A 12396-nucleotide genomic window follows, 5' to 3' on the forward strand; every position below is an offset into this window, starting at 1 on the left:
ATGTCACCCTTCTGCTTTTAATTCAAATAACATATCTCTAAGTTCAGTCGCTTTTTCAAAGTCTAAGTCTTTAGCTGCTTGCTTCATTTCTTTTTCTATATTTTGAATTGTTTTTTCGCGTTCTTTCTTAGTCATTTTTTTAGGTACTTCTTTTTGTTTTTGCTCATTAGTGTCATCACTTTCAACTGTAGCGCTAATAACATCATGAATTTTTTTATTTATTGTCGTAGGTGTTATATCATATTTTTCATTGTAAGCCATTTGTATTTCTCGACGACGCTCAGTTTCATCGATAGCATAACGCATAGAGTCAGTTATTTTGTCACCATACATTATGACTTCACCTTCACTGTTACGTGCCGCACGACCGATCGTTTGTACTAAAGAACGTTCTGAACGTAAAAATCCTTCTTTATCAGCGTCTAAAATAACTACTAATGAAACTTCTGGAATATCTATACCCTCTCTTAATAAGTTAATTCCGACAACAACATCATAAGTTCCCATACGTAAATCTCTAATAATTTCAATACGTTCTAGTGTTTTTATTTCGGAGTGCAGATAATTGACTTTGATTCCCGCTTCTTTTAAGTAAGTCGTTAAATCTTCACTCATTTTTTTCGTTAATGTGGTAACGAGTACACGTTCATTTTTATCTATGCGGTCTTGAATTTCCCCTAATAGATCATCAATTTGGTTTTCAGTTGCGCGTACTTCGATTTTAGGATCGAGCAGGCCAGTAGGACGAATAATTTGTTCTACCATTTCGTCTGTGTGTTCAATTTCATACGGTCCTGGCGTTGCAGACACATATACAAGCTGATTGGTTTTTTCTTCAAATTCCTCAAATTTTAATGGTCTATTATCTAAGGCGCTTGGCAATCTAAAACCGTGATCTACTAACACCTGTTTACGTGCTCTGTCACCATTATACATGCCTCGCACTTGTGGTAACGTTACGTGTGATTCATCGACCATGATTAACCAATCATCACCAAAGTAATCTAATAATGTATAAGGTGTTGAACCTAATGGTCTTAAAGTTAAATGGACTGAATAGTTTTCAATACCAGAACAAAAACCCATTTCACGCATCATCTCTAAATCATAGTTTGTACGTTGTTCGAGTCTTTGTGCTTCTAATAATTTATTTTCGGATTTTAATTCTTCTAATCGTTCTTCTAGTTCATCTTCTATACGTTGGATAGCTGATTTCATTTTTTCTTCACGTGTTACGAAGTGAGAGGCAGGGAAAATTGCAAAGTGTTCGCGTTCACGTATCACTTCGCCGGTTAAATAATTTACTTCTCTTATTCTATCTATTTCGTCACCGAAAAACTCCACACGGATACACATCTCTTCACGAGAAGCGGGGAAAATTTCCACTACATCACCACGTACTCTAAATGTACCGCGTCGAAAATCAATATCGTTACGCATGTATTGTACGTCTACTAACTGACGTAATAATTCACTCCTATCCATTTCCATTCCAACTCTTACACTAACAACTAAGTCCCGGTATTCATCTGGATTACCCAAACCATAAATACAACTTACACTAGCAATAATAATGACGTCATCTCGTTCAAATAAAGCACTAGTGGCAGAGTGACGTAATTGGTCTATCTCATCGTTAATTGAAGCATCTTTTTCAATGAAGGTATCTGTGGAAGGCACATATGCTTCTGGTTGATAGTAATCATAATAACTAACAAAATATTCTACTCTATTTTCTGGAAAAAACTCTTTAAACTCACTGTATAATTGTCCTGCTAATGTTTTGTTGTGAGCGATAATTAGTGTTGGTTTACCAACTTCTTTAATAACGTTACTCATAGTAAACGTTTTACCTGTACCAGTCGCTCCTAGTAGTGTTTGATGTCTTTTCCCTTCATTTATACCATCTACAATTTTCTCTATAGCTTGGGGTTGATCACCCTCAGGTTTATAATCAGAAGCTAATTTAAATGAGTAATGTTCCATAAGTGATACATGCCTCCTATTTATTATCGCGCTACAAGTCTTTTTTAAATTTCAACTTGTTCGTATATAACATGTTATTTTACATAATTCTGTATTAGTTATACACTATTTTAACAGATTTAGTGTTTTTTATACAAACATTTGTTCGTTTTTAAAATTATTATTTCCCCAAATAAAAAACAAACATAGGTTGTGCTCTATGTTTGTTTGAGAATGTATATAGTATAAATGTATATAGACTTAACAATCAATTTTATTGTTTATTAAGTAATTTAATCATAATCATCGTCTTTCTGATGAAACTTTAAAGTATCAATAATGATATAACCTGCAAGAATAGAAACTACATCAATGAAGATTATCCATTCATCATGAAAGAATCCTTTTTGAACAGATACACCTATTAAGATAAGTGTTAATATTGTCCCTACCCATTTACTTCTAGTTAGCACACTAAATAAAATGACTAATACGCATGGAAAAAATGCTGCAAGTATGTACCATATCATACTATTCACTCATTTCTATTATTGATTAAATTCATTGTTGTATCATATAACTCAGATTTTGGAATATATTTTTCTTGTAACATTTCAGGAATTATATTTTTAATAAAATCTTGCACTGAATATAAGTGGTCAAATTGCATAATTGTTTCTAAAGACATTTCATAAATTTCAAAAAACAATGGTTCAGGGTTACGCTTTTGTATTTCACCTAACGTTTCATACAATAAGTCAATCTTATCGGCAACTGATAAGATTTGGCCCTCTAAAGAATCGTCTTTTCCCTCTTGAAGCCTTTCACGATAAATATTTTGAAAACGTTCTGGTATTTCTTCACTTATAAACGTTTCTACCATTTCTTCTTCTACTTGTGAGAACAATTTTTTTATTTCTCCACTTGCATATTTCACGGGCGTTTTGATATCCCCAGTAAATATTTCAGCAAAGTCATGGTTTAGTGCCTTTTCATATAAGCTTTTCCAATCTACAGTGCTACCACCATACTCTTCAACAGTGCCCAAATATTGTGCGATTTTCGTTACTTTGAACGAATGTGCAGCCACGTTATGTTCAAAATATTTAAATTTCCCAGGTAGTCTTATTAAAGTTTCTAAGTCAGATAAACGTTTAAAATATTGATGTACACCCATGACACATGCCTCCTCGTATATTTAAATAAAGATTATACTTGTTTCTATTAATTGAAGCAAATGTGATTATTATTACAAGACGATTTATCATGTTTGCTTTAATTAAATTATGCAATGTTTAGGTGTAATTTTCAAAAATAAAACGACCATAACTAAAATGTTTACAATCATACTTACCTTTTAATGGTATAAATAATAACCACTGGTGGTAATACGTGTTGTGTCATAGTTATAGTCGCTAACTTTTAATAATTTAGTGAATATATTGATACGCTGATGTGTTAGTAATCGTACGATAAGATTTTTTACCTAAGCCTTGCCAATTCATCTCGGACACGACAATTGAACCATCTTGATTCGTCTTTTCGACCACACCTACATGGCCAAATGGTCCAGCCGTTGTTTGAAATACTGCACCTACAGAAGGTTGATTATTCACTTTGAAACCTTGATTTTGAGCTGCAGAAGCCCAATTATTAGCATCTCCCCATAAAGTGCCAATTGATTTACCTAATTGTTGGCGGCGATCAAATGCATAATACGTACATTGGCCCCAGTCATAGTAATTATTATGACCAGTTACATTATACCTTTGTGATATAGATGAAGGCTGTTGTGTATATTTAGAATGATTTAATTCATAATTAGGTGCATGTGTATTCATATAGTAATGATTTGAAGGTTTGTTATTATATTTATACGTGTATTGATAAGTTTGTACAGTTGGATAAGTTTGTTGTTGTGCTGCATCCGTAGATGGCTTGAACTGCTCCTGCTGAGTATTTGCGTTTGAGTTATTATCAAATGGCGATAAATGTGCTGATCCCTTTTCAGTAATTGCGATAAGTTGTCCTTCTTGAATACTTTCGGTTAGATTTGGGTTTAATTCATATATTCTTTCTAAAGACACTTTATATTTGGTGCTAATTTTATATAATGTATCGCCCGTTTTAACTTCTACAATATCTTCATTAGGCAATAATATAGTCGTCCCTTCAACTACATATGTTGTATTTGGTGCGAATGCATTTAATTTAATGATGTCGGATGTCGTTGATGCATATTTTTCTGCTAATATACTAATCTGTGTTTCTTCTCCTGAAACTGTATGACTTTGGCTTGCAGAAGCTGAATGACCTAGTAAACCAATTAATGATAAAGAAAAAATAGAACTCGTGATCGTTTTTTTCATGATGTATGTTCAATCCTTTTTTAACAATTTTGTGATTTCAATATAGCATAATTATTAAGCACTAGTGCTTCTGTTATCAAGCTGTAATAAAAGCGTTATTTATTAAAATAATGCTTCATTAACAAACGATGCAATCATGCATAAAATCAACGTTCTCAAAATCTATTAATTCTGTTTATTAATAAATCTGCTTGAAAATTACATATGATTATATAAATATATACAATTTCAAAACTTTAATTTATTAACTACTCCTCTTATAACTAAAAAATCGCACCAACGTTACTTAACACGCAAATGCCTATCAACGGCATATCACTAGCAACTTGGTACGACTTAATCATATTATTGTTTACTTAATTATTATTTTTCGGCATTTGCCATTTGATTACGTAGATAAGCTTCCATAAATGGACCGATCTCTCCATCCATTACAGCATCAACTTTTCCAGTTTCTTCATTAGTTCTATGATCTTTTACCATAGAATATGGGTGGAAGACATAGGATCTAATTTGACTGCCCCAACCGATTTCTTTTTGTTCACCACGTATTTCAGCCATTTGTTTTTCTTGTTCTTCTAATTCTAGTTGATACAATTTAGCTTTTAACATTTTCAACGCTGCTTCACGGTTTTTAATTTGAGAACGTTCGTTTTGGTTATTTACTACAATACCTGTTGGGTGGTGGGTAATACGAATTGCGGATTCAGTTTTATTAATGTGTTGACCGCCGGCACCTGAAGCTCTGAACGTATCAATTGTAATATCGTCTGGATTAATTTCAATTTCAATCTCATTATTATTAAATTCAGGTATAACGTCACAAGAAGCAAAAGAGGTATGACGTCTCCCTGATGAATCAAATGGTGATATACGCACTAATCTATGGACGCCTTTTTCAGCCTTTAAGTGACCGTAGGCATTGTGACCTTTTACAATTATCGTCACACTCTTCACACCAGCCTCATCACCCGGTTGGTAGTCAGCCGTTTCAACTTTATATCCTTGTTGTTCACAATAACGTTGGTACATTCTTAATAACATACTTGTCCAATCTTGTGATTCGGTACCACCTGCCCCCGGGTGCAGTTCTAATATAGCGTTGTTTGCGTCGTATGGCCCGTCTAATAACAATTGTAATTCAAATTGGTCAATTTTGCCGTTAAGTTCATTTATTTGAATTTCTAATGCATCCTTCATATCCTGATCATTTTCATCTATTAACAATTCATGCGTAGCTGACATATCATCTAACTCATCAGTCAAAGTATTAAAATCATTAACGACAGATTTTAATGCATTATTTTTATCGATAATTTCTTGTGCTTTATTTTGATCGTCCCAAAATGTTGGATCTGCCATCATTTCTTCATACTCTTGTATATTAGTCTCTTTCTCTTCTAAGTCAAAGAGACCCCCTAAGTTGTTCTAATTTTGATGTATAACTTTCTAAATTCCTTTTCATTTCTGATAATTCCACTTTACATCGCTCCTATTAACGTTTGTTTAAGGTTCAATTGTTCAATTTTTAATAACCTAATCATTGTTAAAGTATATCATTATATACCATTTTTCAAACTGTTATTATTACGTAGTAAAAAACTGAAGCATGTTAAACATTTTAACATACTCCAGTTAAGTAATTTTATGCGCCGTGGCAATTTTTATATTTTTTACCGCTACCACAAGGACATGGGTCGTTTCTTCCAATATGTTCATCTTTAACATAAGGTTGCGCTTTAGTTTTTTCTTTGCCGTCTTCAGCTGAGACATGCTCAGCTTTACCAAAGCTTGTAGATTTATCTCTTTCTATGTCGTCTTCAACGGTTACAACAGATTTCAAAATATATTTACTAACGTCTTCTTCTATTTGTTGCATCATTGTATCGAATAGTTGATGTCCTTCATTTTGGTAATCACGTAATGGGTTTTGTTGCCCATAAGAACGTAAATGGATACCTTCTCTAAGTTGATCCATCGTATCAATATGATCAGTCCAATGCGTATCAATAGAACGTAATAAAATCATACGCTCAAATTCATCGAATTGTTCACCTATTTCTTCTTTTTGCTGTGCTAAAGCTTTTTCAACTTTTTCCCATACTAGTTGGTAAATATCTTCGCTGTCCTTACCTTTAATTTCAGATGTAGTTAACTCATTCTCATTTAAGAATACATCATCAATGTAGTTAACGAATGGCTCGTAATCTGGATTTTCTTCATCATCATTGATATAGTGCGCAACACTACGTTCTAAAGTTGATTGCAGCATTGATTCTACAAGCTCACTACTATTTTCACTGTCGATAATACTGTTACGTTCACCATAAATAATTTCACGTTGTTTACGTAGTACATCATCGTATTCAAGAATACGTTTACGTGTATCAAAGTTGTTCCCTTCAACACGTTTTTGCGCAGACTCAACAGCACGAGATACCATCTTAGATTCTATAGGTGTTGAATCATCCATACCTAAACGGTCCATCATTTTTTGTAATCTTTCTGAACCGAAACGTACCATTAATTCGTCTTGTAATGATAAATAGAAGCGACTGTCACCACGGTCACCTTGACGTCCAGAACGTCCTCTTAATTGGTCATCAATACGTCTAGATTCATGTCGTTCTGTTCCGATAACTGCTAAACCGCCTAATTCTTCGACACCAGCACCAAGTTTAATATCAGTACCACGACCAGCCATGTTTGTCGCGATAGTTACAGCACCACGTTGACCTGCATTGGCAATGATTTCCGCTTCACGTTCGTGGTTTTTAGCATTTAGTATATCATGGCGTATGCCACGTTTTTTTAACAAATTAGAAATATATTCACTTGTCTCAACTGCTACCGTACCAAGCAGTACGGGTTGTCCTAATTTATGTTTTTCAATCACATCTTCAACAACTGCATCAAATTTACCTTGTTGACTAATATAAATTAAATCTGGTTTATCGGCACGTTGTACCGGTTTGTTAGTTGGTATTTGAGTAACTGTCATATTGTAAATATTTCTAAATTCTTCTTCTTCCGTTTTGGCTGTACCAGTCATACCGGATAACTTGTTATACATTCTAAAGAAGTTTTGGAATGTAATAGAAGCCATCGTTTTAGATTCGTTTTGAATTTTCACGCCTTCTTTAGCTTCAATAGCTTGGTGTAAACCTTCAGAGAAACGACGTCCTGGCATAGTACGTCCAGTAAATTGATCAACGATTAAGATCTCACCATCATTAATCATATAGTCTACGTCACGTTGTAACGTTACATGGGCACGTAGAGCCGTATTAATATGACTATTGATTTCAACATTCTTAACGTCATATAAGTTATCAATCTTAAACATACGTTCTGCTTTATCGATACCTTGTTCAGTTAATTGAACTGCTTTTGTTTTTTCATCATAATTATAATCATCTTCAGTTTTTAACATTTTGGCGAATACGTTAGCTTGAGTATATAAAGAAGTAGATTTTTCAGCTTCACCTGAAATAATTAATGGTGTACGTGCTTCATCAATTAAAATTGAATCGACTTCGTCAATAATTGCGAAATTTAACGGGCGCATTACGCGTTCTTCGGCATAGTTAACCATATTATCACGTAAATAATCGAAGCCTAGTTCATTATTCGTACTATACGTAATATCATCTGCGTATGCGGCACGCTTTTCTTCGGTTGACTTATTGTTTAAGTTTAAACCTACAGATAAGCCTAAAAAGTTATATAATTCAGCCATTTCTTCACTTTGTGAACTAGCTAAATATTCATTGACTGTAATGACATGGACACCATGTCCTGCCAAAGCATTTAAATAAGTAGGCATAGTTGCCGTAAGTGTTTTACCTTCACCTGTACGCATTTCTGCAATATCCCCTTTATGGATAGCAATACCACCCATAACTTGGACGCGATAAGGCACCATATTGAAAACACGTTTAGAACCTTCACGTACTAAAGCAAAGGCTTCCGGTAAAATATCTTCTAATAATTTTTCTTGTTTTTTAATATCTTCTTCTGCTTGCAATTTCTCTTGAAATTCTGCAGTTTTATTTCGAATCTCTTCATCAGTTAGTATTGCTATTTCCTCTTCTAATGAGAGCACTTTGTCTGCTAATTTACCAAGGCGTTTTATTTCTTTACTATTGCCATCAGCAATCTTTGATAAAAAACCCATTCTGTTCGCTCCTTTAGCTTATTAACTCTTTTCCTTACAACAATTTATATTACCATTTATAAGCTTAAATTTACACTTATATCACCGTTAGTCAAAAATAGTTATGCTTTGTTTTTATATTTTTTAAATAGCTTTAAATTCTTTTTATTAATTAAGTTTATGAAAGCAGTTTTCACTTTCAAATTATTACATAATAACATAACAAAAATTAAGCGTCCAAGATTTAACATATCTTGGACGCTAGAAACTAAAATTAAAAATTATTATTCAGATGTTTCAATTAACCCGTATTTACCATCTTTACGCTTATAGACGATACTCGTACCATCTGTCTCGCGATCTGTAAAAATAAAGAAATCATGCCCTAATAAATCCATCTGTAACACTGCTTCTTCTGAATCCATCGGTTTTAAACTGAACTGTTTAGAACGTATAATTTCGAAATCTGCATCTTCAGTTTTATCTTCGTTCACTTCGTTATTATTTGTTTCTGTAATTTCAGCAAAAACATCTGGTTCACCGCGGTCTCTATGTTTGCGATTGACTCTCGTTTTATATTTTCGAACTTGTCGTTCTAACTTACTGTTAATTAAATCGATTCCAGCATATAAATCATCATTTCGTTCTTCTGCTCTTAACGACACATTTTTAAGTGGAATAGTAACTTCAATTTTACTAGTTGAATTAGTATACGTCTTCACTTTCACATGTGCAGTAGCATCTGGTACATCATTAAAATACCGTTCTAGTTTACCAATCTTATCCTCAATATAGTTTCGAATTGCATCAGTAATAGTGAGGTTCTCTCCGTGAATTTCAAATCTGATCATAGTAATCGACTCCTTTAAAACCCCTGTATTGGTAATGTTGCTTATCTTTATAATACCACTTTTCTCCTAGCGTGCAAACGTAAACACATCAAACTTTCTGATTTTTCTCACAAAAAATTTGCAAGCTACTTGATGCACGGTGATTCCAGTAGTATAAACATCATCAACGAGTAAAATGTACTTATCTGATAAATTAACAGTCGTGTTTATTTCAAAAGGATTAGGTTGCTGTGCTCTTTCTTTTTTAGTTAACGTTGATTGTCTTAATTTATTTTTAACTTCAACACATGAAAAGTATGTCACGTTCATTTCATCGAGTATAGTTGTCACTGTATTAAAGGTTCTTGCTTTATCTCTTTCAATGGGAGAAGGAATCGGTATGATATAGTCATATCGATACTCGGGTAATGATAATCTTTGTGCAATGACATGTTTTAGCGCATAATCTTTCATAAATTTGTAACGTTGTATGATCTCTTTAGCCACGCCACTATAGTTGTACTGGCAATACAACTGATTCATTAATGTATAACGTCCCATTAAATATAAACAATCTTTGCATATTACTTCTTTATTAATCATTGATTTCAAACAACGTTTGCAATGATTAGTATTATTAATTTTAGCATTGTGCCATTGTGATAAGCATTCTTCACAAATATTATTAGGTTGGCGTAATAAATTAGTAATATTCAGTTGCTCTATAAAAGTTTTACCACATTGCATACATTCAGTCATTAATCCATCCCTTCTTCATTGCTAAATTATTCATGTGTTTAATTTTTTTACGTGCCGATAACATTGAAAAAGAAACACCTTGGTGACAAAACAACACCAATCCATTAGGTGAATCAGCCTTTCTTCCTACCCTGCCAGCAATTTGAATTAGCGTAGCTGTTTCGAATAATTGACTATTTAAAACAATGACATCTAGATGTGCCATCGTAAATCCCCTCTCTAGTATTGTCGTAGTAAAAACCACTTTATATTGTCCTGCTCTTAGTTGCGTTATTTTCTCAAAACGATAAACATCATCACTGTAAACGTATGTTAATTCAGCTATATGCTCTTTATATATGGAATATATTTTTTCCATAAAAGAAATATTATTTACAAATATAAGGGTGATACGATTTGACTGAGTTTGTTGCTTGAGTATTCGTAAGAAAGTGAGTTGCATTTTGTTTGGGTTGATTTTTAAATATTTAAAAGTTGGAATGGGTAAGGGGCGTTGATGATACCTTGCAGGTAACAATATATGATTCTCTTTAGCAATAGTTTTGAGTAAAATTTTGGGGGGAGTCGCGGTCATAAAAATATGACTATAGCTATAAGTAGAGGCAAGCTTGATAGCTTTCATTAGTGTAACATCCATAGACAACGGAAAAGCATCTACTTCATCAATAAATATAACATCAAAATGTTGTTTAAACCGAAATAATTGTTGTACTGTCGACACAACAAAATGACCATTAAATTGTTGTGGCTGTTCTTGATAAATAATGTCAACCTCTTCATTTTTGAATACTTCTTTTAACCTTAGACTAACTTCTATCACAACATCAACTCTAGGTGAGATGACTGCTACGTTCATACCTTGATTCCTAGCATAATGTATACCGTTGAATATCATTTCCGTCTTTCCCGCTCCTGTAACGGCGTGAAGTAATAAATTCTGACGTTCTATTATGGCTTTAACAATCTTTTCGGAAGCATAATTTTGTTGGTCAGTTAAAGGGAATTTCAATTCATATTGAGCACTCGAAACATGCCTAACGCTTTTAGTAATCATCACTGAATTATTATTGTCCATACGACCTAAACACACACATTTTCTACAATAAGTAATGGGTACTTCAGTGTACTTTGACTCGTAGATATAAAAATCATGTACACTCGTGCTACCACATTGCATGCAATGCCATAACCCTTTCTTTTTATATACACCATAACCATTTTTTATAATAAGTTCAGTTGTTAATTGTTGCTTATCAGTAATTAATTTTCCATATAATTTTATGTTTATCACTCCTAAAAAAAGACTAGTTCTAATTAACATTATGCGTCTATAATTGCTCATAAGTATTAGTTCTAGTCATAATTTTATATTTTATTCTTCGATAATATCTCTACTAACATACCCTAAGCCAATACCACCTGAACCTAAATGCGCTAGAATGACGGGCCCAAATTCTGAGTAAATGATTTTATAATCTGGATATTTTTTCTTTAAATCATTATATAGCCATTCGGAGTCTTCTTTCTTATCTCCACCAATAACAAAAATTGTAAAAGTGTCTAATGTCTTGACCTTCTCTATTACTTTATTTTCAAGTGCAAGGAATGCTTTTTTCTTTGTACGTACTTTTTCTTCTGGAACGATTTTACCATCTTCAAATTTGAGTACTGGCTTCATTTTTAACATCGTACCAATCCATGCCTGGGCACCAGTAATCCGGCCACTTTTTTGTAAATTTTTCAAATCATCTACCATTAAAAATGCACCAGTATTTTCACGCATATCAGTTAAGTCAGCAATTATTTCGCTTGGTTCTAGCCCACTATTAATCAGTTCAATTGCTCTTAACACATATGATCCTTCTACCATGGCGGCTAACTTTGAGTCAAAAGTATGTACATTTACGCCTTCAACTAAATCAGCAGCCTGCGTAGCAGTTTGATAACTCCCACTTATCCCTGATGACAGAAATACACCTATAATATCTGTATATCCATGATCTCTCAATTGTTCATATTTTTTGAGAAATTCACCAATTGCCGGTTGACTTGTAGTAGGTATGGTTTTAGATTTTTTCATGCGTTCCTGAAATTCAGGTGCAAAAATCGTTTCATTTTCTATATAGTTATCACCATTGTCGAATGTAACACTTAGAGGGGCTATAAGTATGTTATGTTTCTTTATAATTGACTCACTTAAGTAACTTGTTGAATCTGTCATTACAGCTATCTTCATGTCAAACCTCCTTATGTAATTATACTTAACACAATCATACCTTAATTTCTTTTAATTTAAAATTGATTTTGCATTTATTTT

The 12396-nt window shown here is 33.1% G+C and carries 10 protein-coding genes; all 10 read right to left on the reverse strand.

What is annotated here, in order from left to right:
* Positions 1-3 precede the first annotated feature (3 nt).
* The 10 genes from uvrB to fakB1 all read right to left on the reverse strand — a co-directional run bounded on the left by uvrB (position 4) and on the right by fakB1 (position 12315).
* Positions 4-1986 (reverse strand): excinuclease ABC subunit UvrB, encoded by a 1983-nt coding sequence (gene uvrB / locus ISP02_RS09260; RefSeq protein WP_195721282.1) that lies wholly within the window; start codon positions 1984-1986, stop codon positions 4-6.
* Positions 1987-2258: 272 nt separating this feature from the next.
* Positions 2259-2495, reverse strand: coding sequence for a CsbA family protein (locus tag ISP02_RS09265; RefSeq protein ID WP_195721283.1), 237 nt, complete (start codon positions 2493-2495; stop codon positions 2259-2261).
* 5 nt (positions 2496-2500) lie between these two features.
* Positions 2501-3142: a YfbR-like 5'-deoxynucleotidase gene (locus ISP02_RS09270; RefSeq protein ID WP_195721284.1), complete on the reverse strand. Its 642-nt coding sequence runs from the start codon at positions 3140-3142 to the stop codon at positions 2501-2503.
* Between the two features lie 253 nt (positions 3143-3395).
* Positions 3396-4334, reverse strand: a complete 939-nt coding sequence (locus tag ISP02_RS09275; protein WP_195721285.1) for a CHAP domain-containing protein — start codon at positions 4332-4334, stop codon at positions 3396-3398.
* Between the two features lie 363 nt (positions 4335-4697).
* A protein-coding gene (prfB, locus tag ISP02_RS09280; protein ID WP_195721286.1) for a peptide chain release factor 2 occupies positions 4698-5814 on the reverse strand; the annotation gives its coding sequence in 2 pieces (ribosomal slippage) (positions 4698-5741 and positions 5743-5814; 1116 coding nt in all).
* Between the two features lie 165 nt (positions 5815-5979).
* Positions 5980-8511 carry a preprotein translocase subunit SecA gene (gene secA / locus ISP02_RS09285; protein ID WP_195721287.1) on the reverse strand — a complete coding sequence of 844 codons (2532 nt, stop codon included), beginning with the start codon at positions 8509-8511 and terminating at the stop codon, positions 5980-5982.
* A 263-nt stretch (positions 8512-8774) separates the two neighbouring features.
* A complete protein-coding gene (hpf, locus tag ISP02_RS09290; protein ID WP_195721288.1) occupies positions 8775-9341 on the reverse strand; it encodes a ribosome hibernation-promoting factor, HPF/YfiA family in 567 nt (188 codons plus the stop codon).
* A gap of 66 nt (positions 9342-9407) precedes the next feature.
* Positions 9408-10079 carry a ComF family protein gene (locus ISP02_RS09295; protein WP_195721289.1) on the reverse strand — a complete coding sequence of 224 codons (672 nt, stop codon included), beginning with the start codon at positions 10077-10079 and terminating at the stop codon, positions 9408-9410.
* Complete coding sequence (locus tag ISP02_RS09300) at positions 10072-11370, reverse strand: DEAD/DEAH box helicase family protein (protein WP_328806039.1); 1299 nt, start codon at positions 11368-11370, stop codon at positions 10072-10074. The genes ISP02_RS09295 and ISP02_RS09300 overlap by 8 nt, the downstream gene beginning before the upstream one ends.
* 81 nt (positions 11371-11451) lie before the next feature.
* A complete protein-coding gene (gene fakB1, locus ISP02_RS09305) occupies positions 11452-12315 on the reverse strand; it encodes a fatty acid kinase binding subunit FakB1 (RefSeq protein ID WP_195721290.1) in 864 nt (287 codons plus the stop codon).
* Positions 12316-12396: the final 81 nt, after the last annotated feature.

The organism is Staphylococcus durrellii (assembly GCF_015594545.1).
In the GTDB taxonomy this organism is placed as follows: Bacteria; Bacillota; Bacilli; order Staphylococcales; family Staphylococcaceae; genus Staphylococcus; species Staphylococcus durrellii.

Excerpts from the sequence above, each read along its gene's own strand:
- ISP02_RS09265 (WP_195721283.1), bottom strand. The coding sequence starts at position 2,495 with ATGATATGGTACATACTTGCAGCATTTTTTCCATGCGTATTAGTCATT.
- ISP02_RS09270 (WP_195721284.1), bottom strand. The coding sequence starts at position 3,142 with ATGGGTGTACATCAATATTTTAAACGTTTATCTGACTTAGAAACTTTA.
- secA (WP_195721287.1), bottom strand. The coding sequence starts at position 8,511 with ATGGGTTTTTTATCAAAGATTGCTGATGGCAATAGTAAAGAAATAAAA.
- fakB1 (WP_195721290.1), bottom strand. The coding sequence starts at position 12,315 with ATGAAGATAGCTGTAATGACAGATTCAACAAGTTACTTAAGTGAGTCA.
- ISP02_RS09295 (WP_195721289.1), bottom strand. The coding sequence starts at position 10,079 with ATGACTGAATGTATGCAATGTGGTAAAACTTTTATAGAGCAACTGAAT.
- uvrB (WP_195721282.1), bottom strand. The coding sequence starts at position 1,986 with ATGGAACATTACTCATTTAAATTAGCTTCTGATTATAAACCTGAGGGT.
- ISP02_RS09275 (WP_195721285.1), bottom strand. The coding sequence starts at position 4,334 with ATGAAAAAAACGATCACGAGTTCTATTTTTTCTTTATCATTAATTGGT.
- hpf (WP_195721288.1), bottom strand. The coding sequence starts at position 9,341 with ATGATCAGATTTGAAATTCACGGAGAGAACCTCACTATTACTGATGCA.